The organism is Pirellulales bacterium (genome assembly GCA_019694455.1).
Taxonomy (GTDB): Bacteria; Planctomycetota; Planctomycetia; order Pirellulales; family JAEUIK01; genus JAIBBY01.
In genome coordinates this window covers 106,862-132,744 of the sequence record JAIBBY010000003.1, presented here as the reverse complement: position 1 = coordinate 132,744, position 25,883 = coordinate 106,862, and the positions used below count along the sequence as shown (strand labels likewise).

The 25,883-nt window shown below is 60.7% G+C and carries 26 protein-coding genes; 19 read left to right on the top strand and 7 right to left on the bottom strand.

Features of this window, described 5'->3' with window-relative positions; translation table 11 throughout:
- Positions 1–33: 33 nt before the first annotated feature.
- Positions 34–789 (top strand): LPS export ABC transporter ATP-binding protein, encoded by a 756-nt coding sequence (gene lptB, locus K1X71_02765; GenBank protein ID MBX7072045.1) that lies wholly within the window; start codon positions 34–36, stop codon positions 787–789.
- A 9-nt stretch (positions 790–798) separates the two neighbouring features.
- Here lptB and asnB read toward each other — a convergent pair whose 3' ends face one another.
- The gene (gene asnB, locus K1X71_02760; GenBank protein ID MBX7072044.1) at positions 799–2,721 is read right to left on the bottom strand and encodes an asparagine synthase (glutamine-hydrolyzing); all 1,923 of its coding nucleotides are present in this window, start codon (positions 2,719–2,721) and stop codon (positions 799–801) included.
- Positions 2,722–3,366: 645 nt separating this feature from the next.
- Here asnB and K1X71_02755 point away from each other — a divergent pair.
- Entirely contained in the window at positions 3,367–3,855 is a 489-nt protein-coding gene (locus tag K1X71_02755) for a hypothetical protein (protein MBX7072043.1), read from the top strand.
- A 52-nt stretch (positions 3,856–3,907) separates the two neighbouring features.
- Here the strand turns inward: K1X71_02755 and K1X71_02750 are convergent, their stop codons facing one another.
- A complete protein-coding gene (locus K1X71_02750; GenBank protein MBX7072042.1) occupies positions 3,908–4,327 on the bottom strand; it encodes a hypothetical protein in 420 nt (139 codons plus the stop codon).
- Positions 4,328–4,511: 184 nt separating this feature from the next.
- Here K1X71_02750 and K1X71_02745 point away from each other — a divergent pair, with 184 nt between their 5' ends.
- A complete protein-coding gene (locus K1X71_02745; GenBank protein ID MBX7072041.1) occupies positions 4,512–5,069 on the top strand; it encodes a redoxin domain-containing protein in 558 nt (185 codons plus the stop codon).
- A 19-nt stretch (positions 5,070–5,088) separates the two neighbouring features.
- Here K1X71_02745 and K1X71_02740 read toward each other — a convergent pair whose 3' ends face one another.
- A complete protein-coding gene (locus K1X71_02740) occupies positions 5,089–5,418 on the bottom strand; it encodes a hypothetical protein (GenBank protein ID MBX7072040.1) in 330 nt (109 codons plus the stop codon).
- Between the two features lie 80 nt (positions 5,419–5,498).
- Positions 5,499–7,085: an alanine:cation symporter family protein gene (locus K1X71_02735; GenBank protein ID MBX7072039.1), complete on the bottom strand. Its 1,587-nt coding sequence runs from the start codon at positions 7,083–7,085 to the stop codon at positions 5,499–5,501.
- Between the two features lie 155 nt (positions 7,086–7,240).
- Between K1X71_02735 and K1X71_02730 the strand changes: the two genes are divergently transcribed.
- From K1X71_02730 to K1X71_02655, 16 genes are all read left to right on the top strand, one after another.
- A complete protein-coding gene (locus K1X71_02730; protein MBX7072038.1) occupies positions 7,241–7,864 on the top strand; it encodes a winged helix-turn-helix transcriptional regulator in 624 nt (207 codons plus the stop codon).
- A 60-nt stretch (positions 7,865–7,924) separates the two neighbouring features.
- The gene (locus K1X71_02725) at positions 7,925–8,563 is read left to right on the top strand and encodes an NADH-quinone oxidoreductase subunit B (protein ID MBX7072037.1); all 639 of its coding nucleotides are present in this window, start codon (positions 7,925–7,927) and stop codon (positions 8,561–8,563) included.
- Positions 8,564–8,579: 16 nt separating this feature from the next.
- Positions 8,580–9,410, top strand: coding sequence for a Fe-S cluster assembly ATPase SufC (gene sufC / locus K1X71_02720; protein ID MBX7072036.1), 831 nt, complete (start codon positions 8,580–8,582; stop codon positions 9,408–9,410).
- A gap of 122 nt (positions 9,411–9,532) precedes the next feature.
- The gene (sufB, locus tag K1X71_02715; GenBank protein MBX7072035.1) at positions 9,533–10,948 is read left to right on the top strand and encodes a Fe-S cluster assembly protein SufB; all 1,416 of its coding nucleotides are present in this window, start codon (positions 9,533–9,535) and stop codon (positions 10,946–10,948) included.
- A gap of 113 nt (positions 10,949–11,061) precedes the next feature.
- Positions 11,062–12,369 (top strand): Fe-S cluster assembly protein SufD, encoded by a 1,308-nt coding sequence (gene sufD, locus K1X71_02710; protein ID MBX7072034.1) that lies wholly within the window; start codon positions 11,062–11,064, stop codon positions 12,367–12,369.
- A gap of 5 nt (positions 12,370–12,374) precedes the next feature.
- Positions 12,375–12,695 (top strand): non-heme iron oxygenase ferredoxin subunit, encoded by a 321-nt coding sequence (locus K1X71_02705; GenBank protein ID MBX7072033.1) that lies wholly within the window; start codon positions 12,375–12,377, stop codon positions 12,693–12,695.
- 72 nt (positions 12,696–12,767) lie between these two features.
- Positions 12,768–13,082 (top strand): metal-sulfur cluster assembly factor, encoded by a 315-nt coding sequence (locus tag K1X71_02700; GenBank protein MBX7072032.1) that lies wholly within the window; start codon positions 12,768–12,770, stop codon positions 13,080–13,082.
- Between the two features lie 125 nt (positions 13,083–13,207).
- Positions 13,208–14,449 carry a beta-ketoacyl-[acyl-carrier-protein] synthase family protein gene (locus K1X71_02695; protein MBX7072031.1) on the top strand — a complete coding sequence of 414 codons (1,242 nt, stop codon included), beginning with the start codon at positions 13,208–13,210 and terminating at the stop codon, positions 14,447–14,449.
- Between the two features lie 24 nt (positions 14,450–14,473).
- Positions 14,474–14,734, top strand: coding sequence for an acyl carrier protein (locus K1X71_02690; GenBank protein MBX7072030.1), 261 nt, complete (start codon positions 14,474–14,476; stop codon positions 14,732–14,734).
- A 91-nt stretch (positions 14,735–14,825) separates the two neighbouring features.
- Complete coding sequence (locus K1X71_02685) at positions 14,826–16,199, top strand: NAD(P)/FAD-dependent oxidoreductase (GenBank protein MBX7072029.1); 1,374 nt, start codon at positions 14,826–14,828, stop codon at positions 16,197–16,199.
- 7 nt (positions 16,200–16,206) lie between these two features.
- Positions 16,207–17,649 (top strand): FAD-dependent oxidoreductase, encoded by a 1,443-nt coding sequence (locus tag K1X71_02680; protein ID MBX7072028.1) that lies wholly within the window; start codon positions 16,207–16,209, stop codon positions 17,647–17,649.
- A gap of 4 nt (positions 17,650–17,653) precedes the next feature.
- Positions 17,654–18,088 (top strand): beta-hydroxyacyl-ACP dehydratase, encoded by a 435-nt coding sequence (locus tag K1X71_02675; GenBank protein ID MBX7072027.1) that lies wholly within the window; start codon positions 17,654–17,656, stop codon positions 18,086–18,088.
- The gene (locus K1X71_02670) at positions 18,088–18,900 is read left to right on the top strand and encodes an SDR family oxidoreductase (protein ID MBX7072026.1); all 813 of its coding nucleotides are present in this window, start codon (positions 18,088–18,090) and stop codon (positions 18,898–18,900) included. The genes K1X71_02675 and K1X71_02670 overlap by 1 nt, the downstream gene beginning before the upstream one ends.
- Before the next feature lie 61 nt (positions 18,901–18,961).
- On the top strand, positions 18,962–19,864 hold the full coding sequence (locus tag K1X71_02665; protein MBX7072025.1) for a hypothetical protein: 903 nt from the start codon (positions 18,962–18,964) through the stop codon (positions 19,862–19,864).
- A 164-nt stretch (positions 19,865–20,028) separates the two neighbouring features.
- Entirely contained in the window at positions 20,029–21,366 is a 1,338-nt protein-coding gene (locus K1X71_02660; protein MBX7072024.1) for an amidohydrolase family protein, read from the top strand.
- Entirely contained in the window at positions 21,363–22,751 is a 1,389-nt protein-coding gene (locus K1X71_02655; GenBank protein MBX7072023.1) for an amidohydrolase family protein, read from the top strand. Before K1X71_02660 ends, K1X71_02655 begins: the two co-directional genes overlap by 4 nt.
- Here the strand turns inward: K1X71_02655 and K1X71_02650 are convergent.
- The 3 genes from K1X71_02650 to K1X71_02640 form a co-directional block, all read right to left on the bottom strand.
- Positions 22,729–23,481 carry a dockerin type I repeat-containing protein gene (locus tag K1X71_02650; GenBank protein ID MBX7072022.1) on the bottom strand — a complete coding sequence of 251 codons (753 nt, stop codon included), beginning with the start codon at positions 23,479–23,481 and terminating at the stop codon, positions 22,729–22,731. The two genes, K1X71_02655 and K1X71_02650, sit on opposite strands and share 23 nt — an antisense overlap.
- A gap of 151 nt (positions 23,482–23,632) precedes the next feature.
- Positions 23,633–24,343 (bottom strand): hypothetical protein, encoded by a 711-nt coding sequence (locus K1X71_02645; protein MBX7072021.1) that lies wholly within the window; start codon positions 24,341–24,343, stop codon positions 23,633–23,635.
- 154 nt (positions 24,344–24,497) lie between these two features.
- Positions 24,498–25,223: a DUF1559 domain-containing protein gene (locus K1X71_02640; protein ID MBX7072020.1), complete on the bottom strand. Its 726-nt coding sequence runs from the start codon at positions 25,221–25,223 to the stop codon at positions 24,498–24,500.
- Positions 25,224–25,883 lie beyond the last annotated feature (660 nt).

Sequence of the window (25,883 nt, the reverse complement as noted above, 5' to 3'; positions counted from 1 at the left end):
CGTACCACCGAACCGCCCCTGGGAGTTTGCGGCATGACGTTGTTGAAGGCGGAAGGACTGGTCAAGGTTTATGGCCGGCGGACGGTGGTCAACGGCGTGGATTTTGATGTCGACGAGGGCGAGATTGTCGGGCTGTTGGGGCCCAACGGCGCCGGCAAGACGACCAGCTTTCGCATGACCTGCGGCATGATCCAGCCCAACGCGGGGCGGGTAACGCTGGGCGAGCACGACGTGACGAACTGGCCCATGTATCGCCGGGCGCGCGACGGCGGTATGGGCTACCTGGCGCAGGAATCGAGCGTCTTCCGCAAGCTGACGGTCGAAAACAACTTGCTCGGCGTCATGGAAATGCTCGGCATGGAACGCGCCGACCGCATCGCCCGCTGCGATGAGTTGCTCGATCAGTTCAAAATCACCAAGCTGCGCAAGAGCCTGGCGATGTCGCTCTCGGGGGGCGAGCGGCGGCGGTTGGAAATCGCTCGCTGCCTGGTGTCGACGCCGCGCATCATCTTGCTCGACGAGCCGTTCACCGGCATCGATCCGGTGACCATCGCCAGCATTCAGGAGATTATTCGCAATCTGCGTGAGCGCGGCATCTCGATCTTGATCACCGACCATCAGGTGCGCGAGACGCTGCAGATCACCGACCGCAGCTATGTGATTCGCGACGGCCGCGTGCTGTGCCACGGCTCTCCGCAAGAAGTCCTGGAAAACCCAGAAGCGCGCAAATACTACTTCGGCGAAGGCATTGAGCTAGGAGAAATGCGGCGCCGCAGCGACGCCGCTTAGCTGCCTGTGCTACAGCCGGTATCGCTCGCCCAGCACGCAGGTGCTGAGCACCAGCGTCAACAAGTAACTGGCGCCACTGCGCTTGGACGGCTCCAGCGTCGGCATCTTGTCGAGCAGCACGCGCACGCCCGCGGGATCGAAGAATGGCTGCTGATCGAGCGCCGGTCCGCGCAGCACGTCGTTCATCAACTGGTTTAGTCGGCCGCCGGGATCAAGGCCCGACGGCGGCGCCAAAAACGGGTGCTTCTGGCGGCGGTACACGGTATCGGTGAGCACTGGCCGGGCCGCCTCGCGCAAGATGAACTTCTCGGTCATGTCGCGAATCTTGAGCGATACCGGGAGCGACTTGACCAGTTCGACCACATGATGATCGAGAAACGGCACCCGTCCCTCGATCGAATGCGCCATCTCCATGCGATCGCCCAGCATGTTGAGCAGGTAGTTGGGGAGCATGGACTTGGTCCAGAGATAGAGCGATTGGTTCACCGGATCACGACCGGCAAGCTGACCGTCGACATCGAACCGGTCGAGGAACACCTGAAAAGCGTCGCGCTCGGCGAACTCCGCCATGAACGGCGCTCGGAACAACTTGCGATAACGTACGGCGTTGGCCGATCGAGTTTCGAGCCAGGAAGGGGCGAAACCCAAACGCCGCGAAACGCTCTCCATGGAAAGAGGCGATCCGCTGGGCAACAGAATGCCGCGCGACACTTCGTTCTCGTCGTGCAATTTGGCCAAGAGCGCCTGCACCACAGCCGGGTCTTGGCCTTGGCTGTTGTAGAGCAACAAGTCACGGCGAAAATGCGCGTAGCCGCCCAAGATTTCGTCAGACCCTTCGCCTGTCAGCACCACTTTGTAGCCGTAGTCGCGCACCAACTCGCTCAGCAAAAACTTGGCCACACCGTGGGGATTGGCGGTGATGGTTTCGCTGTGCCAGACGGCATCGGCGAAGTGATCGGCCAGCTTGGTCTGGTTGACGAACAGTGGATGAAAGTTGGCGCCCGCGTGCCGCGCCATTTCTTCGGCCACCACCTCCTCGTTGAACGCAGCGGTGTCGAAGCAGAGCGTGAAGGCCTCGATTGGCTGCGGGTGATGCTGCGACGCGATGCCGAGAATGGCGCAGGAGTCGATGCCGCCGCTGAGATAGCATCCCACCGGCACGTCGGCCCGGAGACGAATGCGGATCGACTCGTCGAGCGCATCGCGCATCCGCTCGACATATTCCTGATCTGGCGCCGGGTTCGCCAATTCGCTGGCCAACGGATAATCGAAGTCCCAGTACCGCACGATTTGCACATGCTGGCGCGTCGCCAGCAGATAGCAGCCAGGCGGCACCTGACGGACCCCCTCGAACAGGCTGCGATCCTGATCGAAATAGACGTGCATCGCCTGAAAATACGACTCGTGATCCCAGCGCGCCGGCACGCCCGCCGCGAATAGCGCCTTGGCCTCCGAAGCAAGATAGACCGTGTCTCCCACTTTGGCCCAATAGAGCGGCTTGACGCCAAAACGATCGCGGGCCGCGAAGAGCAGGCCGTTTTCCTGGTCCCACAGCGCCAGGGCGAACTCCCCGCGCAGCCGTTTGAGACAGCTTGTGCCTAGTTCTTCGTAGAGATGCAAGGCGATTTCGCTGTCGCTTTGCGTGCGCAGTTGATGGCCGCGCTCGATCAACTCCTGGCGAATCGGCTCGTAGCCGTAGAATTCGCCGTTCACCACAATGTGGAGCCGCTCATTCTCATTGGCGATCGGCTGGTCGCCAGTTGTCAGGTCGATGATCGACAATCGCGCGTGCCCCAGCCCGATGGATCCGTCCGCCGAAAGCCACTGCCGCTGGCCGTCTGGGCCGCGATGGTGCAGCGCGGCCGTTGCCCGCGACAAGGCCGCGGGGTTGACTGGTTCGCGCGGCGACAGAACAGCGACAATTCCGCACATAGGAGCAATCCTGGCGTCACGCGGTGCTTGGCAAACGTGGCGAGCGGCCGGCGAAGTCAAAGCCGCCTAGGAGTTGAATCGACAGCGCGCGCGTCGTCAAGCGACCGTTGCTTCGACGTAAGCACAGCGCCCAACTTGCCTCGACAACGACCGGCCAAAATAGCACAGTCGATGCCAGTTCGGCGGTTGTACGGTCGCTGCGGCGCCTCGCCCGGCGGGTGCTGGCAAGGATAAGTAGTCTCCAGGCTGAACTTGAACGTCGTGAGCGTGGAGCAACCGTCGCTTGCAGAGCAGCGCCTCGTTCTCCCTGGGCGCAAGTCGTCGTGCCTGACAGATAATAGGCCAATAGCCAGCGCTCCGCCCGCAATTTGGCCGCGCTCGATGAGCGATTTTTCATTGGACCCACGTCCGATCGCCACCCAAAAATATTTGGGAACTGGGTCCGCTTGGCCGATTTATTGTCTCAAGGCTGCCGGCAACCGCCGCGTTCCGGTCGGTAAACACAGGCAGTCCCTTATCCATCCATTTTCAGACAAGGGGCCGCGGCGAATTTGGCTGGTTGTTGTGCCATTACGCCGCGGCGATCATGGCCATTCGAACGGGCCTGGCAAGATGATGAGCCGCTTTGCTCTTTGCTGTCGTGGCTTGAGTGTATGCGTCGTTGTGCTGGCATGGTCCACGGCCACGCGCGGCGCTGAGCAATCCACGAGCACCCAAGTCGCGCATGCGTTTTGGAACGCGTTTCTCAGCGCCAATGCCGAGGAAATGGGACAGCACTACGCCCCCCGCGTGACGATCAAGGCAGGGTCGGAACTGCTGAAACGAGACTATGCGCTGTCGCCCACCGGCGAACGCAACAAGGACCTGGTCACCGATCGTCGCGCGGTGATTCGCGCCTATCAGACGATGTTCGAGCGAGTCGGCAAGGCCCATTGGAACGATAGTTCCCAGAAGTTGCGACAGGTGGAACTGAGCTTCATTTCCGCCGCCGACAACAATCGCTATTTCGCACTCTTCCAGTGTCATCCCAGTCAGATGCTGGTGCAGGTCGAAACGCAGCCCGAACCATTGTATTTCGTGCTGGAACAAGACAGCCAACAGCGCTGGCAGGTGGTCGCCGAGGCCTTCGATTAATAGGGTCGCCGCGAGCGAGGCGACGCCGCGATTCCAGGGCACCCGACTCTCACTACCCAGGCTGCAAATCCACGTCGTCTCGTGGGCTCTCCAAAGGCGGCCGGCCAAACCGCGCTCGCAGCGCGTTCAGCGAGCGCAGCACCGCTGGGCGGCCGACCAGCCGCCGTTCCAGTTTGCGTTTGCCGGGAAAGTCCATCAGCCAAAGTCCGGCGAGCATGCCCAGGATGCCTTGGCCGGGCGTGAACAGCATCAAAACGCCAGCCAGAAACAGCAATCCTCCGGCGACGTTTTTCACCACGAGAAACGACACGCGCAGCATAGGATGGCGAGCAAGCGGGCTGACGGGCCGGCGAGGATCGCGCACAAAGTAATCGGCCGGAATCCACACGACGACTGCCGGCAGCACAGCCAAGCTCAACACGAAGGTGGCGGCCGATCCGGCGACTAACCAGCGTGCCGTCGTTGGGTCCATGGAATTGCGCCGGGCTGAATAGTTCGCATCATCGCTAGGTGGCTTGCGCCAAGCGTGTTAGTTTTTAACCAGTGGCGCGACGGTGGGGAACAACCAGGCGAAGCCGTGCGCCAAGAATCGTCTGGCCGAGAATTGACCCAATGGTTGCGTCGGACTTCGAAGCGGCGACATAAGGCATGTATTCATGCGTAGTTTCGCAGTGCTCGCAATTGCGGCCGTTGCACTCGCCTTGGCCAGCACGGCAGTGGCGCAGAATCCGCAAGAGGGCAAGCTTCCGGCGCCGGAGTTTGAAGGGGTTACCGAGTGGCTGAATTCCAAGCCGCTCAAGCTCTCCGACTTGCGAGGCAAGGTTGTGCTGGTCCATTTTTGGGCCTTTGGCTGTTCTAATTGCATCCATGACCACGACAAGTACCTGAAATGGCACGACCGTTTCAAGGATCGCCAAGACTTCGTGATGGTTGGCGTTCACACTCCGGAAACGCAGGCCGAGCGCGACCTGGCCAATGTGCGGGCCAAGGTCCAGGAGGTTGGCTTCCGGCATGCCATCGCCATCGACAACGAATCCAAGATTTGGGCGGCATGGCGCAATCGTTGGTGGCCAAGCATGTACTTGATCGATCGGGCAGGCAACGTGCGCTACGCTTGGGAAGGCGAACTGACCTGGAACAAGCAGCAGGGGCCGCGCATCATGAGCGACAAAATTGAGGCGTTGTTAAAGGAAGTTGCGCCCGTGGCGGAATAACGGTGGGAGCGAGCCACGATCACGGGCGCGACGTGATTCTCAAGACAATGGCGGCGCCGCACACCAGCGCGGCGGCTACCACCACACGAATCATGGAGATCCGCATTCCGACGATCGCGCCCCCCATTCCGCCGACCGCCATTCCCAGTGCAATTGCCAGCAGTGTTGCTCGTCGGGTCCGGCCCACGGCCCAGGCAGCGCCGCCACCTAATGCGGCCCCGGTGAACGCTCCCAAGATAATCGCCAACGTCACGATCGAATCGTTGCTTTGGTCCACATCAAACCGCGCCGATTGTAAAACGCCAAAGGCGGCCGCGAACGCCGTGAGCGCCAGCAACAGCTCTGCCAACGAATAGCTTCCGCTGGGCCGCGCGGCGGTGTTGTCCCTTCGAGTCGCTGAGTTGGCTTGCTCTTGGCTCACAAAAACAATCACCCTTGGCCAGGCTCAAACTCGCCAGCTTGGTAACGCCGCCAATAATCGTCGAGGGCGCGGCGCACCTCGCCGCCTAGCGCCACCACGCCAATCAAGTTGGGGATCGCCATCGAAAAGATCATCATGTCGCCGAAATCGAGCACATGCTCCGCGGTGACTATCGACCCCAGCACGACGAACGCCAGAAAGATTAATTGAAACACAATCGCGCTGCGTTGGCCAAATAGAAACGCCCAGCAGCGTTCGCCGTAATAGGCCCAGGTAATCATGGTCGCATAGGCGAACAGCACCATGATTACCGCCAGCATGGCTGGAAACCAATCGGCGACCGTCCCAAATGCCTCACTGGTGAGCAGCATGCCTTGGGCCTGTCCTGGCTGCTTGTAGACGCCGGTAATCACGATGAGCAGAGCAGTCACACTGCATACCACCACGGTGTCGATAAAGGGCTCCAACAGCGCCACGAAACCCTCTCGCACCGGTTCGTTGGTCCGCGCGGCCGAATGGGCGATCGACGCCGAACCGATGCCCGCCTCGTTCGAGAAGGCGGCTCGGCGGATTCCTTGCACCATCACGCCCAAAAAGCCGCCATAGATCGCTGCGGGTCGCAGCGCCCCAGAGACGATCTCCTGAATTGCCGGCCCGATCCGCGAGGCGTGCATGGCGATGATCACCGCGGCCGCCATGATGTACAGGCCGCACATGAATGGCACGATTCGTTCCGCCGCCAATGCGATGCGCCGAATGCCTCCCACGATGACCAGTCCCACCAATAACGCGCAAATCGCGCCGTAAGCCGCGGGAAACCGATCGAAGAACGATATCTGCTGGCGAACCACGGCCAGCGATTGATTCACCTGAAACGCGCAGCCACCCCCCACCGATCCTCCCATGCACATGACCGCGAACAAAGCGGCAAGCGCCATTCCCGCGCGTGGCCAGCCACGTGCGGCAAGACCCTCGCGTAAATAGTACATGGGACCGCCCGCCACGACCCCCGATCGGTCGATACGCCGATACATTTGTCCGAGCGTGCATTCGGCGAACTTGCTGCTCATGCCCACTAGCCCCGCCAGATTGAGCCACACAATCGCCCCCGGGCCCCCGGCGGCGATGGCAATGGCCACTCCGCTGATGTTGCCGAGTCCCAGCGTCCCAGATAACGCCGAACTGAGCGCCTGGAAGTGCGACACTTCTCCGGCGTCAGCGGGATCGTCGTAGTCTCCCTTGGTCAGTCGCACGGCATGCCAGAACCCGCGCAGGTTAATCAGTCGAAGTTGCAGAGTGAAATAGATCGCCCCCGCCATCAACCAAAAGAGCACCAGCGGGATCTCGGTGGAGAGTTGCTCGCCGGTGGCCCAGGTGTAAATACGCCCCAGATCGAAGAACAGCACCGACTTGATCGGTGTGACCAGCCATTGGCCAAAGGCATGATCGACCGCTTGTTCCCAGCCGCCGCCACCCTCCGCGGCCCGGGCCTGTTCGCCTGGCAGTAGCCAGTGGCAACCGAAGAGTGAAATCGCGACGTGGCGAAAACGCCGGAATAGGGCGAGATTTGACGAAAGCCAGCGGCAATCACTCACGTGCGATGGTCCCATCGAAAGCGCCCCCACTGCGATCGTTACGGGCACCGATTCCACCATACAAGGCCTTGCTAAGCAACGTGTTACGTGCCGGGCCCTATTTTTCGCATATATAATTGTCAAAAATGAGCAAACTGGTATCATTGCAGTGAGACATGAGCACATACCGCAACACGACCGAGACCGATAGCAAGTTACTCGACGTTTTGCGGGTAACCGGGGCACAAACCGTGTCTTCGCTGGCCGAAGCCAATTCGGTCACGCCAACTGCGATTCGGCAGCGTTTGAATCGACTCATGGCGGAAGGCCTGATCGAGCGAAACGTGACTCCCTCGCAGCGCGGCCGGCCTAGTCATCGGTATTCGCTGACCGAGAAGGCTCGCCGACAGGCTGGCTCCAATTTCGCGGATTTGGCGGTCGCGTTGTGGCAGGAGATTCGCGCCGTCAAAGACCCTGAAGTGCGGAAGGGACTATTGTCGCGAGTGACTCAATCGTTGGCGGCCAATTATCGTTCGCAGGTGCATGGCGCGAACCTGACTGAGCGAATGGAGTCGGTCAAGCAGCTATTCACCGATCGCGGGGTGCCGTTTTCGGTGGATGACTCCGGCGGCCTGCCGGTGCTCAGCGCTCACGATTGCCCTTATCCGCAGTTGGCGGAGCAGGATCGAGGCATTTGCGCGGTGGAGCGGATGTTGTTTGCCGATTTGCTGTCCGAGCCTGTCCGGCTGTCGCAGTGTCGGCTCGATGGCCATGCGTGTTGCCAGTTTCAGACCAATTGAGATTTCGATATAACAGGGGACTCAATCGTAAGTTACGGTCCCCCGCCAGGTAAATTCGCTATGACCAAGCCATGGATTGAAGGGCGTTTTGAAGAGAACGTCATCACGACGACGGTCGAACAGGCCATCAACTGGGCCCGCCAGTCGAGCATTTGGCCGATGACGTTTGGTTTGGCCTGTTGCGCCATTGAAATGATGGCGGCGGGCGCCAGCCGCTTCGATATGGATCGCTTTGGCGCCGGCGCCTTTCGCGCCACCCCGCGCCAGGCCGATCTGATGATTGTGGCCGGCACGGTCACCTACAAAATGGCGAGCCGCGTTCGCCGCTTGTACAACCTCATGCCCGATCCCAAGTACGTGATCGCCATGGGGGCTTGCACGGTCGGTGGCGGACCGTATTTCAAATACGGCTATCACGTGGTCAAGGGTGTCGACTTGGTGGTTCCGGTCGATGTGTACGTGCCCGGCTGTCCTCCCCGACCCGAAGCCCTGCTCGAAGGGTTGATGCGCATTCAAGACAAGATCAAAGGGCATCGGATCTCGAAGAAGCGCGCCAGTGTGACCTCCCTGGGTTGGCTGGGGACCGCGGGCCAGCTTGGCGAGCAACTGGAAGACGACTTGCCGATTCCGCACCACAGCGGCTTTGTCTCCACGCTCGAAGTGGAGCCCGTCACCGATCACCAGAAAATCACCGGCTAATCAAAGTAATTGAACGATGAAAGAAACTCTCCGCATCAAAGATTTGCATGTCTCGGTCGATGGCAAGCCGATCCTCCGCGGCGTGAATCTAGAAATTCAGCGCGGCGAGGTGCATGCCTTGATGGGGCCCAACGGGTCGGGCAAAAGCACGCTCGGCTATGCCATCATGGGGCATCCGGGCTACGAGGTGACCAGCGGCACAGTGGAACTGACTACCGCCGACGGTCAAACGCTGGACGTGCTGGCGATGGAACCCGATCAGCGCGCCCGAGCTGGAGTGTTTCTCGCGTTTCAGCGCCCCATGTCGATCCCCGGCGTCAAGATGGCCGATTTTCTCCGCCACGCGGCCACCAACGTGCGCAATCCGGATCGCAAGGAAGGTGAAGATTTGATTCCGATGCGCGACTTTCGCAAGGAGTTGCGTTCGAAGATGGAGCAGTTGCGGATCGACGCGGAGTTTGCCAAACGCTACGTCAACGATGGTTTCTCGGGGGGCGAGATGAAGCGGGCCGAGATTCTGCAAATGGCCATGCTGCGGCCCAAGTTCGCCATTCTCGACGAGACCGACAGCGGGCTCGATGTCGACGCCGTGCGATTGGCCAGCCAAAGCATCGCGGAGATCGGCGGCAAGGACATGGGCATCCTGATCATCACTCACCACGACAAACTATTGGAATACAACCGCCCCGACTTCACCCACGTGATGCTGGGCGGCCGCATTGTCGAGACCGGGGGCGCCGAACTGGCGGAGGAGTTGCACCAGCAAGGCTACGATCGCATTCGAGCGCAATATCCCGATGCGGCGACCGACAACCAGTCGATGCAAAAGGTAGAAGCGGTCGCTTAGCTGCGGGTCTGCGTAGCTACGGAGCGCGGCCACGATTGCTGCCGTCCCCCCCCCTACAAAACGAACGAACAAAGTTGCCGATGGCGACAGATGCCGAAGGCGTTAACCCACGAGCTACGATCATGGCGTCCGATCTGAAAGATCAATTCGAAGTCGGGCTCGGCGAGATCAACAAGTACGACTTTCGCAATCCCGAGCATTATGTCTTCAAGAGCCGCAAAGGGCTCGACGCCGAGATCGTCAATCAGATCTCGGAAATGAAGCAAGAGCCGGCGTGGATGCGAGATTTTCGCTTGAAGAGCCTGGAAATCTTCAATTCCAAGCCGATGCCGCTCTGGGGCGGTTCGCTCAGCGGAATCGACTTCAACGACATCTATTACTACATCAAGCCGTCGGAAGGCCAGGGGCGCACCTGGGATGAAGTTCCGGACGACATCAAGAAGACCTTCGATCGGCTCGGCATCCCCGAGGCCGAACGCAAGTTTTTGTCGGGCGTCAAGGCGCAGTACGAGAGCGAAGTCGTCTACGGTTCGCTGCGTGAAGACCTCGCCGAGAAGGGAGTCATCTTCACCGATACCGACACCGCCATCCGCGAGTATCCCGATCTGGTGAAGCAATACTTCTCCACGATCATTCCACCGACCGACAACAAATTCGCGGCGCTCAACTCGGCGGTCTGGTCTGGCGGTTCGTTCATCTATGTCCCCAAGGGGGTGAAGATCGAGTTTCCGCTGCAGGCGTATTTCCGCATCAACGCCGAGAGCATGGGACAGTTCGAGCGCACGTTGATCATCGTCGACGAGGGAGCCCAAATTCACTATGTCGAGGGCTGCACCGCCCCGATGTACTCCAGCGAGAGCCTGCACTCGGCGGTGGTCGAGATCATCGTCAAAAAGCACGCGCGTTGCCGCTACACCACCATCCAGAACTGGGCCAACAACATCTACAACCTGGTCACCAAGCGCGCCGTGGCGTATGAGAACGCGGTCATGGAATGGGTCGACGGCAACCTGGGCAGCCGCCTGACCATGAAGTATCCCGCGGTCTACATGCTCGAACCGGGAGCGCGCGGGGAGATTCTTTCCATCGCCTTTGCCTCGGCCGGTCAGCATCAGGACGCCGGCGCCAAGGTGGTGCATTCGGCGCCCCACACGTCGAGCCGCATCATCTCCAAGTCGATCTCCAAGAACGGCGGCCGCGCCAGCTATCGCGGTCTGGTGAGGATCGACAAAGGCGCCAAGAAGTCGAAGTCGAATGTCGTTTGCGACGCGCTCATCTTGGATCCCCACAGCCGCAGCGACACCTATCCTTATATCGAAGTCGACGAGCAAGACGTGATGCTCGGCCACGAGGCCAGCGTTTCGCGCATCGGCGAAGAGCAACTCTTCTATCTGCAAAGTCGCGGGCTGAGCGAGCCCGAAGCGAGCACGATGATCGTCAATGGTTTCATCGAGCCGCTCGTCAAAGAGCTGCCCATGGAATATGCCATCGAGATGAATCGACTCATCGAACTGCAAATGGAAGGTTCGGTCGGTTAGTCAACGCGTCAGCGCGAGCCGGCGCGGATCTGGCGCCACACTGATAGCGCCGACACGTCGCCGCTGGGTTGTCCTCAGTTCACTCCTACCTTTTCGTTGTCCAAGAGAACTCCATGCCGGAAACTTTGGCCCGCGCCGGCTTTACGACCGAGGCGTTTGAAGCGTTTTTGGCCGCGCGCCGCGAGCCCGAATGGCTTGTCGACCTGCGCCGCCAGTCGTGGAGAAAATTCGAAGAGTTGCCCGTGCCGTCGCGCAACGAGGAAGAGTGGCGGCGCACCGATGTCCGCATGTTGCGGCTCGATCGCTTTGCCTTTCCGTTGGACTCCGCCGCGTCGGAACCCAGCGCCGAGCCGCTGTTATCGCAAGGCGTCGAACTGGGCGGACGCACCGTAGCGCACGGCAGCGCGATCGTGCGGCAGGAACTGAACGCGGCCGATTCCAGTCGTGGCGTTTATTTTGGCAGCCTCGAAGCGGCAGCGCATACGCACGGCGACCTGATCCGGCGTCATTTGCTCACCCGCGCGGTGAATCCGGGCGCCGACAAATTCGCCGCGTTGCACGGCGCCGCCTGGTCGGGCGGCACATTGCTGTATGTCCCGCGCGGCGTGGTCATTGAACAACCGCTGCATATTTTTTCGGCCCTGGTCGATGCCGGCGTCGACTTCGGCCACACATTGGTCATCCTCGAAGACGACTCCGAAGTGACCTTGCTCGCCGAACAGGCGGGGGGCGCCGAATCTGGCTTGCACTGCGGGGCGATCGAAATCTTCGTGGGGTCTGGCGCGCGACTGCGCTATGTCAATCTGCAGAATTGGGGACCCGGCGTCTGGCACTTCGCTCATCAAAAGGCGATCCTCGCGCGCGACGCCAGCATGCAATGGACCATTGGCGCACTTGGCAGCCGGTTGGCCAAGGTCAACCAGCACGTGGCATTGGCCGGTGAAGGCGCCAGCGCCCAGGTGAACGGCGTCATGTTCACCGAGGGCAAGCAGCATCTCTCCTATCACACCTTGCAGCACCACGAAGCGCCAGGTTGCCACAGTGATTTGCTTTACAAGGGCGGGCTGCAAGACGCCTCACGCGTGGTTTGGCGAGGGATGATCAAGGTCGACCCCAACGCGCAAAAGACCGACGCATATCAGCGCAACGACAATCTGATGCTCTCCGAGGAATCGCGCGCCGACTCGATACCCGGCCTCGAAATCCAAGCCGACGATGTGCGCTGCACGCACGGCGCCACAGCGGGCCGAGTGGACGACGACCAGATATTTTATCTCCGCGCGCGCGGACTCACTCGCAACGAGGCGATTCGCGCGATCGTCGCTGGTTTCTTTCAGCAGGTCTTTGACCGCATCACCATCGAGAGCGTGCGCGAAGCGCTCGGCCAGGCAATTGGTCGCCGCATCCGGCACTACAATTGACTTCCATGACTCAACATCAGTTCCATCGCGTCGCCAAGGTGACCGATGTCCCCGATCCTGGCAAGGAAGTCGTGGAGGTCGAAGACCGGATGGTGGCATTGATCCATACCGCCGGACATTACTACGCCATTGACGACATTTGCACGCATGATGGCGGCCCCTTGGCGGATGGAGAGCTTGACGGCTACGCCATCATCTGTCCTCGGCACGGCGCGCGGTTCGACGTGCGCGATGGCCGCGTGCTCGCGTTGCCGGCCACACGTCCCACGGTGGCGCATGAAGTGAAGATTGAAGGGGACGAGGTTTTCGTACGGCTCACGAAATGAGAGAATTTTTGCAGCAAGCTGGCGCGGCCGAGCGCCGCAATTCCCTGGGACGCGAAGAAAGCGGTGATTGACATGCCGGTAGTGGAAGAAAACATTCGCGAGACGCTCAAACAGGTCGTCGATCCCGAGTTGTTTGTCAACGTGGTCGACCTGGGCCTGGTCTATGAAGTGCGCACTTCCGAAGTCGACGACAAGACGAACATCGAAATCGACATGACGCTCACCAGCCCCGCCTGCCCCGCCGGTCCGCAACTGGTGGCCCAGGCCAAGCAAGTGGTGGGCGCAATGGAAGGCGCCGGCGCCGTCGATGTCAAACTGGTGATGAGCCCTCCCTGGACTCCCGATCGCATGACCGAAGACGCCCGCGACCAATTGGGCATCTTTTAGCTGGCACTGCCTCCATCGGTGGGGGGCTGCGCGACTCGCGCCGCTTGCGAAACGGGGACTAAATCGGTAGGTTCGATAGGCTTCACCGCCTATCGACACGGATTGTTCCCTTTCCCCTCCGCCTCATGCCTTCCGCGCTGCCCGATTCACAACGGATCGTCATCACCGGCGTCGGCCTGACTGCCCCAAACGGCAACTCGCTCGACGAGTTTCGCACTGCGCTTTTGGCGGGCCAAAGCGGCGTCGTGGAGTACGACATTCGCTATGTGGGGACCACGCTAGCGGGCATCTGCGACTTCGACGAGTTGCGCTATCAAAAGAAGAAGGAGGTGCGGCGCGGCACCCGAGCGGGGGGGGTGGGAATCTACTGTGCCCACGAGGCGATTCTCGACTCGGGCATTGACTGGCCCAACGTCGACCGCGCTCGAGTCGGCATCTATGTCGGCGTCACCGAGCATGGCAACGTCGAAACCGAGAACGAGATTTATGAAATCAAAGGGTACGACTACGACACCAAGTTCTGGTCGCACCACCACAATCCGCGCACGGTGGCCAACAATCCGGCCGGCGAGATTTCGCTCAACCTCGGCATCACGGGCCCGCATTACACGATTGGCGCGGCGTGCGCGGCGGGCAACGCGGGCATCATCCAGGGCGCGCAAATGCTGCGGCTGGGCGAATGCGATCTGGCGCTTGCAGGCGGCGTTTCCGAAAGCGTGCGCACGTTTGGCATCTTCGCCAGCTTCGCCAGCCAAGGCGCGCTCGCCAAACACGAAGACCCGGCCAAGGCCTCGCGCCCCTTTGATGTTGATCGCAATGGCATCGTGGTCTCCGAAGGAGGGTGCCTCTACGTGCTGGAACGGCTGACAGACGCCAAACTGCGTGGCGCCAAAATCATTGGCGAAATCGCTGGTTATGCCATCAACAGCGACGCCACCGATTTTGTGTTGCCCAACTCCGAGCGCCAAGCCGAGTGCATGGAACTGGCCCTGCGGCGCGCCGGCATTGCAGCGGACGAGATCGACATTGTCAGCACGCACGCCACCGGCACTGGCGCCGGCGACGCGCAGGAATGCCAGGCGCTGCGCCGCGTGTTTGGCGAGCAGCGCGCCGCGATCAACAACTCCAAGAGCTTCATCGGCCACACCATGGGCGCCTCCGGCGCATTGGAACTGGCGGGCAATTTGCCGTCGTTCAACGACCGTGTGTGTCATGCCACCATCAACGTCGATCGGCTTGATCCCGAGTGCGAGGTGCGTGGGCTGGTGACAGGCGAACCGCGCGAGCTGCATCGCGTCGATTATATTCTCAACAACTCCTTCGGCATGTTGGGCATCAATTCGGTGCTCATCGTCAAACGCGTCTGAATAGAGAAAGGCTGGAGCCCTAGCATGACTCGCGACGAAATCCGCGATGCGGTTCTCGACATCCTCACCGACATCGCCCCAGATGAAGATCTGAGCGAACTCAAGGACGACGTGCCGTTTCGCGAGCAGCTTGAGCTCGACAGCATGGATTTTTTGGACATCGTGATGGAGCTGCGCAAAAAGTACCGCGTGCAGGTGCCCGAAGACGATTATGTCGAGCTGCGCAGCATGGACACCACGGTCACCTACCTCGAACCCCTGATGCGCGAACTGCAAAAAGTCTGATTCGCCCTCCACCATCCACAGCTACTCGCAAGCCCACGCGCGCCGCTCGTGGGCTTGCTCCGTTTCCCTGGTCCACGGATTCCGCCGGCTCATGTACGACACGATCATCATCGGCGCCGGCATGTCGGGCCTCGCGGCGGGGATTCGCCTGGCGTACTACGACCAGCGCGTTTGCATTTTGGAACGCCACACCACGATCGGTGGGCTGAATTCGTTTTATCGCATTGGTTCGCGCAACTACGACGTCGGCCTGCACGCCATCACCAACTACCTGCCTAAAGGCGCCAAAAAGGGGCCTTTGGCCAAGATGCTGCGCCAGCTCCGGTTTTCGTGGGACGATTTCGCGCTGGCGCCGCAGCGCGGGTCGTCGATCGCATTCCCTGGCGTGCGCCTGCGCTTTGACAACGACTTTGAGCATTTGGCGGAAGAAGTCGCCCGGGCATTCCCGCGAGAAAAGGACAACTTCCGCAAACTCTCGCAAGAAATCATCGACTACGACGATCTCGATCTGGCGGGCGCCGAGCAGTCGGCCCGCGCTCGCGTGAATCAGATTATCCGCGATCCGCTGCTGGTCGAGATGCTCTTTTGTCCGCTCATGTACTACGGCAGTGCCCGCGAGAACGACATGGAGTGGGGGCAATTTTCCATTATGTTTCGCAGTATCTTTCTGGAAGGATTCGCGCGGCCGCTGGCCGGCGTCCGCTTGATACTCAAGAATCTGGTCCGCAAGTTCAAAGGGCTGGGGGGCGAGTTGCGGTTGCGCTCCGGCGTCAATCGCATTCACGTCGCAGATTGTCGCGCCGGCGCTGTGCTGCTCGACGACGGCACGCGCATCGAGGGCCGGAACATTCTCTCGTCGGCCGGTTGGCTGGAGACCATGCGACTCTGCGACGATGTCAGCGCCGAGCAGAGCCAGCCAGCAGGACAACTCTCATTTATCGAGTCGATCTCCGTTCTCGATCGTCAGCCAAGCGCCCTGGACATTAATGACACCATCGTATTCTTCAACGACTCGGAAAAGTTCGACTGGCAAAAGCCCGCCACGCTGGCCGATCATCGCAGCGGCGTGATCTGCATGCCGAACAACTTTGTCTACGACGAACCGCTGGCGGAAGGAATGATTCGCGTCACCAATCTGGCCAACTTCGACCAGTGGAACGCGCTCCCCGAGAGCGAGTATCGGCTGCAGAAGCTCGCTGTCTACGATCGCATGATCGAATCGGCCGTCCGCTTTGTTCCGGACTTCCGCTTTGCCGCCATCGACACCGACATGTTCACGCCGACCACCGTGCGCCGCTACACAGGGCACGACAACGGCGCGATCTACGGCTCGCCGGAAAAGCACTACGACGGCCGCACGCATCTCGACAATCTCTTTATTTGCGGCACGGATCAAGGATTTGTCGGCATCGTTGGTACACTGATCTCCGGCATCTCCATCGCCAACCGCTACCTTCTCAAGTAGGCCCACCATGCCGAAAGACTTTCTCAAGGGCGTCCGCGACGAGTACGACGTCGTCGTCATCGGCTCGGGTTTGGCTGGTCTCACCGCCGCCAATACCTTGGCCAAAGCAGGCAATTCAGTCCTGTTGCTTGAGCATCATTATCAACTGGGCGGCATGGCCACCTGGTTCAAGCGCCGCGGCGGCCACATCTTCGACATCTCGCTGCACGGTTTCCCTGTCGGCATGATCAAAAGCTGCAAGCGTTACTGGACCAGCGAAATCGCCGATTCCATCGTGCAGCTCAAGAACATTCGTTACGACAATCCGATGTTCTCGCTCACCACCAGTTTTACACGCGAAGACTTCACGCGGTTGATGATCGAGCATTTTGGCGTGCCCGCCGAGCAGGTGCAGGCGTTCTTCGACTATGCCCGCGGCCTCAATTTTTACGACGATCAATCCATGAACGTCGGGCAGTTGTTTGAGAAATTCTTTCCAGGCCGCGAAGACGTGATTCGCCTATTGATGGAGCCGATCACCTATGCCAACGGCTCGACGCTGGAAGACCCCGCGGTAGCCTACGGCATCGTGTTCTCGAACTTCATGTCCAAGGGGGTTTACACCTTTCAAGGCGGCACCGATCGCTTGATTGGCCTGATGCGCGACGACCTGGCCCGCAACGGAGTTGATGTCCGTATTCGCGCGGCTGTCGAGCGCGTCTTGGTCCGCCATGGCAAGGTCGCTGGCGTGGTCGTCAACGGACGAACCATCCGCGCTCGCTCGGTCGTCTCCAACGCCAATCTCAAGAGCACCATTTTCCGGCTCGTAGGCGAGGAGCATCTCGATCGCAAATTCATCGACGAAGCCCGCGCCGTACGGCTCAACAACTCAAGTTGTCAGGTCTATATGGCTTTGAAACCGGGCGACGAGCTGGATGAAGCGTGCGGCGACCTGCTGTTCAGCTCCAAAGCGCCGCTGTTTCGCACGGAGTCGTTGCTCAGTCGCCAGGTCACCAGCCGCACGTACTCGTTCTACTATCCCCGCACGCGCCCGGGCAGCAATCGGTCGTTGATCGTTTCCAGCACCAACGCCAATTACGACGATTGGGCCAATCTCTCCGAGGAAGAATATCAGGCCAGCAAGGCCGATCTCGTGGAGACGACCATCGAAGCCGTATCCGAATATGTGCCCGGCATTCGCGAGCGACTTGATTGGGCGGAAGCGTCCACGCCGCGCACCTTTGAGCGCTACACCTGGCATCTGGCGGGCGCCAGCTTCGGCACTAAATTCGAAGGGCTCGCCGTCAGCCGCGCGCTGCCCGAGCAAGTCGCCGGGCTCTATCACGCCGGCAGCGTGGGCATCATCATGTCGGGCTGGTTGGGGGCGGTGAATTATGGCGTCATTGTCGCCAACGACGTGGACGCCTATTTGGCCAGGCAATCCGCCGCATCGATGGAAGCCACGGTGTGACGGCATGACGCTGCAACAGATTCTCGCGGCGATACCGCATCGGCCGCCGTTTCTCCTGATCGACGAAATCGTGGAATGCGACGACGCGCGGATTGTGTGCCGCAAGCGATTCACTGGCGAGGAGTATTTCTACGCCGGTCATTATCCTGGCCAGCCCATCACACCGGGCGTTCTGCTGTGCGAAGCGGCGATGCAGGCCGGCGCGGTGCTGTTGTCGCGACACGCGGAGGCCGCCGCTGGCAAAGTCCCCGTCGCCACGCGCATGAACGATGTGCGTTTCAAACGCGTGGTGCGTCCCGGCGACACCATCGAGATCGAAGCCGTCTTAAGAGAGCGATTGGCGGAGGCTTTTTTCCTTGACGCCAAAGTCACCTGCGAAGGCAAGGTCGCGGTTCGATTTGAATTCGCTTGCACACTGGCCCATGTGGAGCAGGCGTGATGGACTTTCTCGGGTTGGCGGGCAAGACCATCCTGGTGTTTGGCGTCGCCAATCGAAAGAGCGTCGCCTTTCATGTTGGTCGCTTGCTGCACGAAGCTGGCGCGCGGGTCATTTATTCGGTCCGCAGCGCCGAGCGGCAAGCCGGGCTGCGCAAGTTGCTTGCGGCCTCCGATCCCGACGCCGAGATTCACGTTTGCGACATCGAGTTCCCGGAACAGATTGCTGCGCTGCGCGACCAAATTGCACAGCGCCACCAGCGTTTGGACGGCATCGTGCATTCGATCGCCTTTGCCGGCTATGAAGATGGTCTCAAACCATTTCACCAGACATCCAAACGAGATTTCCTGCGCTCAGTCGATATCTCGTGCTACTCGTTAATCGCCATCGCACAGGCGTTTGAACACCTGCTCGACGCCGACGCCTCGGTCGTCGCTATCTCGATTTCCACCACTCGGATGGCCAGTGAAAACTACGGCTACATGGCCCCAATCAAGGCGGCGCTCGATTCGGCGATTGTCTTTTTGGCGAAGGCGTTCAGTCAATTCTCGCGCGTGCGCTTCAATGCGGTTTGTCCGGGCCTGCTCAAGACATCCGCCTCCGCCGGCATTCCGGGCTATGTCGACGCCTATCTCTATGCCGAACAGGCCACGCTCCGCAAGCGCGCGCTGGAGACCGAAGAAGTGGCCAATGCGGTCGCGTTTCTCCTCAGCCACCGTTCCAGCGGCATCAACGCCAGCCAACTTGTGTTGGACGCGGGCATGTCGGTGAATTACTTTGATCGCGAGATCGTCGCCAAGGCCTTGCGGCCATAATAGCCGGTTCGCGGCGCCTGTGGTTACCTGCCCCGCACACCCCAATCAAGAAGCAACACGCATGATCGGAACGCCGCGCCGTACGTTGTCCGTCCTGGTGCTTGTCGCAAGCCTGTTCCGCAGCGCGATCTGTCTTGCCGCGGCACCGAGCGCGGCCGACAATCCCTTTGCCGCGCACAACGCCTATCCGTGGCGACTCTATCCCAAGGACCGCTTCGACCGCGCGCTCAACTCGGGACTCAAGCATCTCGAAGTCGATGTGACCTACGATCCGACGCGCAGGGCGGCAATCGCCACGCACGACGCCGAACCCACCGGAAAAGAGACCGAACTGGGCGAGTTGCTCACACCTCTCTGGAAGAAATGGGGCGCAGCGCCTGACGATGGCCATACCTTGATCATCGATTTCAAGTCGGCCAGTCCCGATCTGGTGAGCGCTGTCGCCACGGTTCTCGCTGCTCAGCGCAAACTGCTCTCCAGCGCCCCCAAGTCCAATCCCGGGAACTTCCAGCCCGGCAAGATCACGGTATGTCTCTCGGGGACTGGCGCCGCGCATCGAGTCTATTGGGACAGCGTGCCGGCGGATGGTGAGCTAATCGCCTTCTCAGACGACACGGGGCGCCCCGGCTCATGGCAGGAGGATCCCGCTTCCTACGTCCCTCAGCAGCCAGTCGGGTTTGTTCGCTTCATCAGCCTGGAGAAGCAGAATTTCATGGACGCGCCACGTTCGCGCGGCGACGACCACATCTCTGTCGAACGAATGCGCCAAGCGATCGCCGCCGCCGATGCCGGTGGTTATCGACTGCGCATCTACACGGTCAATCCGGGGCGGCGGACTGGCGGCGATGGATGGAACACCGCCTACTGGGACGCTTGCGTCGCCGCCGGCGTGCACATGATCGCCACCGACGCCTACGATGTGGCGCGTGACTATTGGCAAAAGCGCGCGTCCGCGCCCCATTGAGTGCCGTTGTCTGAGATTACTGCGCACAACGCGCGATGCGATCAAGCAGCATTGCCCGCGTGACCCAGTGACCTGGCCGTGTAATTTTTGCATCGGACGCCATCTCGAAGTAAGTTGCTGTGGCAATTGTTCGCGCGCTCATTCGCTCACCCGGCAGGAATAGAATGCTCCATTCCAAACACAACATCCGCCTTTTGATCTTGCTGCCGCTTCTCGTCGCATCGCGCGCCAGCGCGGAGGCGCCCAAAGCGTTCGTGGGGGCGCGAATCATCACAATCTCCGGGCCAGAGATCGAAAAGGGCTCGCTGTTGATCGAGGGAGGCAAGATCGTCGCCGTTGGCCCCGTTGCGGAGGTGGCTATTCCCGCCGACGCCGAACGTATTGAGGTCGCCGGACGCGTCATCATGCCTGGACTGATCTGCACGCATAGTCATGTGGGCGGCATCGGGGGCGCCGACGGCAGCGGACCCATCCAACCGGGGGTCCGCATCTTCGATTCGCTCAACGTGCGCGATTCGGGCTTCAAGCGCGCCTTGGCCGGCGGCCTGACCACCCTCAACATCATGCCCGGTTCGGGGCATCTGATCAGCGGGCAAACACTCTATGCCAAGTTGCGATTCGCCGCGCCCGGTCCGGCCAAGATCGACGATCTGTTCATCCTTGGTGAGAACAAGCAACCGCTGGGCGGCCTCAAGATGGCCAACGGCACCAACTCGATGCGCGACGCGCCGTTTCCGGGCACGCGCGGCAAATCGGCCTTCCTGGTGCGTGAACAATACATCAAAGCCCGCGAGTATCAGGCCAAGATCAATCGCGCCGCGGGCGACCCAGAAAAGATGCCCGATCGCGATTTGCATTTGGAAGCGCTCGTCGAGGCGATGCAAGGCAAACGGGTCGTGCATCATCACACACACCGCCACGACGACATCATGACCGTGATTCGGCTGTCGCAGGAGTTTGGCTTTCCGGTGGTGCTGCACCATGTCAGCGATGGCTGGAAGATTCCGGCGGAGATCGCCGCCGCCAAAGTCCCTTGTTCCATCATCCTGCTCGATTCTCCCGGCGGGAAGTTGGAAGCGCGCGACATATCGTTTCGCACGGGCAAGGTGCTGGTCGATGCCGGCGTGCGCGTCGCTTATCACACCGACGACTGGATCACCGATTCGCGCATCTTCCTCAGATCGGCGGCGATGGGCGCGAGGGCAGGGCTTCCGCGTCAGGCCGCGCTGGAGGCGGTGACGCTCGCTGGCGCGGAGATGCTCGGCCTGCAAGAGCGAATTGGCTCGCTCGCTCCAGGAAAGGACGCCGACTTCGTCATCCTCAGTGGCGACCCTTTGAGCGTCTATGCCAAAGTCTTGGAGACCTGGGTCGAAGGGCGCCGGGCGTTCGATCGCAACAACCCTGCCGATCGCCTTTATGCGGTGGGGGGGTACGGCGCGGGACACGATCAATCCCCCTACCTTTGCTGCTATGACGACGTGCAGCAGGGAGACCAAGAATGAGCCTGCTCAATTTGTGCCAACAAGACTTCAATCTTTGCGACCGACGTGTCTCGGCAACGGCGGTGATCTTGACGTTGCTGGCAGCGTTTGGGGTTGTTCCCACGCAGATCCATGCGCAAATCGCGGTTCGCGGCAAGACGATCCATACCATGGCCGGACCGCCAATCAAGAACGGCGTGGTGGTCGTGACCGATGGCAAGATTGCCGCCGTGGGTCCGGCGGCCAAGGTCGATATCCCCGACGGTTATCGAGTGCTCGCAGCGCAGGTCGTCACTCCCGGTTTGATCGACGCGCACAGCGCGCTCGGCCTGTCGGGCATGCTGAATCAGCCGCAGGATCAGGATCAACTCGAACATTCGTCCGCGATACAGCCAGAACTGCGCGCCATTGACGCCTACAACGCCCGCGACGAGTTGATCGCCTGGGTACGCAGCTTTGGCGTAACCACCATTCACACCGGCCACGCGCCTGGCGAGTTGATCTCCGGCCAGACCCTGGTTGTGAAAACCAATGGTTCAACCGTCGCCGACCAATTGCTGATCGATGCGCGGGCCGTGGCCGCCACCTTGGCCGACTCCGCCATGAAGGAAGGCGCCAAGTCGCCGGGCACCCGCGGCAAGATGATGTCGATGCTGCGGGCCGAACTGCTCAAGGCCAAGGAATACGCCGCCCGTCATCAGCGTCATGCAGAGGCGCAGGCCAAGGCCGCCAACGAAAGGCCGGCCGGCGAGAAGCCAGCCGGCGAGAAGCCAGCCGATGACACGAAAGAGGGGGACGAGAAGGAAGGCGACAAACCCAAGGCTCCCGACAGTCCTCCGGCGCGCGATCTGAAGCTGGAGACGTTGGCGCGCGTGCTCGCCGGCGAGTTGCCGCTGTTGATCACCGCCAACCGTGCTCAAGACATCGCCAGCGCGCTGCGCTTGGCCGATGAGTTCGACATCAAGCTCTGGCTCGACAGCGCCGCTGAGTCTTACCTGTTGATTGATGAAATCAAACAGGCCGGCGTGCCGGTCATCATTCATCCGACGATGGCCCGCGCCATGCATGATCGCGAGAACATGAGCATGGAGACGGCTGCCAAGCTCGTCGCGGCTGGCATCCCCGTCGCGTTGCAAAGCGGATACGAAGCGTACGTTCCCAAGACGCGCGTGGTGCTATTCGAAGCCGCGCAAGCCGCGGCCAATGGGCTTTCTTTCGAGCAGGCGCTGGCCACCATCACCACCAGCGCGGCCCGACTGCTTGGAATCGACGACCGAGTCGGCTCGATCGTCGTCGGCAAAGACGGCGATCTGGCGCTCTACGATGGCGATCCGTTTGAATACGCCACCCATTGCGTGGGCACAATTATCAACGGCCAGCTTGTCAGCGAACGCGAAAGAGAGTGACGCAAATCAAGGCGGCCAGAGACAGCAACCATGTCGATGGCTCTGGAATCGGCAGAACGCCGGCGGACGCCGGCATAAAGTGGTCTGCCCAAATCGTGTAGTCAGCGCCGTCGACCTGGCCATCTCGATTGAAATCTCCCTCGGAAAGCGAGCCGACGCTTTGAAAGTGATCGGCCCAAATCGTGTAGTCGGCGCCATCGACCTGGCCATCGAGATTCGCATCGCCCGGCGTTCCAAATTGTGTTTGTCCAATCGCGGCGACGGCCGCGCTGAAATTGCCAGCCGTTTCCCCACGGTTGAACGCCAGCACAAACGGAGATGACGTATCGAGTCCCGGCGCGGTGAGTTGCAGCACCACGGCGTACACGCCGACGGGGGCATTGGACGGCAAGGTGTAGTACAGGTGCTGATGCCAGCCGGTGGCGCCGTTGTAAGCGCCGATCATCAGGCCCGACTGGAAAAGTGTGTCGTGGTCGATGTCGACCGCATCCGCTGCTTCGTTCTCGATGGTCAAGGGGAGAGGCGCTTCGCTGAGCGCTCCGGCTGACCAATAGAACAAGTTGTCCACCACATTGAAGGAGATCGACTTGCCCGACGGCACTCCGCTGGCGGCCGATTGCACTCCAAAGCCGGGTAGCTCGCTTTGGTAAAGCAGTCCCCCCAACGACTCCATTGTGGCGGTGTAAATGTTCTTGTCTGTGGCTAGCTGGCCACTGTCTGCGGTAATCATGACGGGCAGTCCATGCGCCGCCGCCAAGACGGTCGCGCTAAGGACGTATACGAGAGCTAAACACGTTGATCGCAGCATGGCAAAGTCTCATCTCGGGTCTTGATTGTTTGACATGCGGCCTGTTGGCCGCGCGTGGCACGGAATTTCGAAATCAGGCACGTGTGCGCTGCCAGAGTGCGGCGCCCAGCAACAATAGGCCACACCCAAGCGTGGACAGCCCCGCAGGCTCTGGGACCGCGGCAAGAATAGCGGCGGCGCCGGCGGCGTATTGGTCATCTGTCAGGCCGTTGTTGCCGATCACCCAGAAAATGTCGGACGTCGCGTAGCTTGGCGACTTGACTCGGAACCCGACCGCATAGAGACCAGCGGGCGCGTCTTCAGGTAGATAGAAATTGACGGTTCCGTGCCAATCAGCCTGTGCGGCGTTGTAGTCGCCAATCACCAGTCCCGGGGCAAAGGTGTCGCTGGGATCGACCAGCATGCTGAAGGTCGAACGCCGCAATTCGACGGCGACTGGCGATGACGCCACGTTGGCGCCGTTCCAGTAGATCAGCGCCTGTCCGGCATAACCGGAGCTGGAATGCGCGGCGCCCGTCACATCGAAGCTGGTGGTCGTGCCGTCGGCAATGCCATCGGCAGGGCTATGGATGCCAAAACCAGCCTGAAAGCGGAGTTTGTTGACGCCCGAGAGAACCACGGGCTCAAAATGAGCTTCTTCTCCCCAATAAGTCTGTTGATTCGGGGCAAGCGTGTTGCCAGTGGCGTGGTACTGCACATGGATCCCGTGTGCCGCAAGTTGGCGACCGCAAACAGCGGTGAGGAGAAGGGTCAAACAAGTCAAGCGAAAGGATCGATAATTCATCGCAATGTCTCCAGGTGAACGCATATCCGGCGCGGCGAACGAAAGGGTTGGCTCAGCGCCAGGTGGATTTCATCAATGAGCGGTCCATCGTCGCTCGATACGCGAACGACGACGTCGATTCAGCTCATTAGCGTTTCTCGGAAGCTATTGCGGATTAGGGATTGAGTTTGGCGAAGTTCTCGCCCCGATCGGCGAAGCCTTTGACGGCGTCGCCGGCCATGGTTTCAACATGACCGTCGGCGTACAGATAGTGCGCCACGCCTTGCGACTTGTCCTCGACATAGCTCGACCAATGTCGATCAGGCTGAACTTCGGAAATCAAGCTGTACCAGACGAGCTTGCGCTGGATGTTTCGCTTCGAGAACCAGAGCGAAGGGTGGGCATGCTCGTAGTTGAGCAGGCTCTGCTCGCTTGATTTGGCTAGTCGATAGCGGTCGTCGGACCCCTCGAACACCGTAATGGTGTGCGAGGTGTCCTTCATCTTGTGCAGATTGCGCTGGGCATCTGGTCCCGGAATCGCGATGTACTCGTTAATCACGTAGCTAGTCGTCTCGGCTTGCTGTGGCCACTCATCGGCCTCGCGATCGCGTGGACACACTCGGATCTCATTTACGCTTTCGATGAACGGCGCCAGAGTATGGACCCACGACTTCACCTGATTGGGGTCGAGCGTGGCATGATGCGTTTGCGGAAAGTAGCCGCCGCGCGCGCCGGCAAACAGCGTCAGACCAATGCCAATTTGATGCAGATTGTTGGCGCAGCGTGTCGCATCGGCCGCTTGACGCGCGGATTGCACCGCTGGCAGCATCAAACCGATCAACAGCCCAATGATGGCGACAACCACCAGCAGCTCGACGAGCGTGAAACCTCGGCGAGGCATGGCCGATCCTCCCAGCAAGCGCGCCGGAGGCGCGCAAGCGCATCGATGTGAAGCAATTGGAAGTAGAGACCGCTACCACCAAAAGCGATGGCGCAGCATAGCGCCACGAGCCATTGCAGGCAGACGGACGACGACGAGCTAGGCGCGCTCAAGTCGCGGTGGCGGGACGGGAGGATCGGCAATCGGGGACATGCTCACATCGTTGTGCGACGAGAGCCAAGCGCACGCAAGTTGAATAATGTCATGATCGACAGGCGCTGGCGGCGGCAATACTGCGCCGGCGGTCAGCCAAAAACTAACCAACCCTTGACACTTGCTAGCGCCGACTGACAGCACCCAGCGACTTGCCAGAACGCTGGTCTGCCGACCGGCCAGGCGCTGACGAACCTGGCAGCAACTGCCGGGTTGTTTTTCGCGCTTTGTATCCGAAGCCGCCGCGACCGATGACGGCGCTGTGCGCCCATTCGCCGCGTACCAGGCCCTCTGCTGCGCGCGGGTAAAGCAACAACATCGCTGGGCGCACTGTTCTGCCGAGCGACACCCGCAGTGGTGACCTTGGCATGGAAACGGCTTGTTGTCAGTTGCCAGCCTGGTCACGACCGGCGCCGGGACGCCAAGCGTCGTGGCCAAATAGGCCGCGGCGCACGCCAACAATGTGCC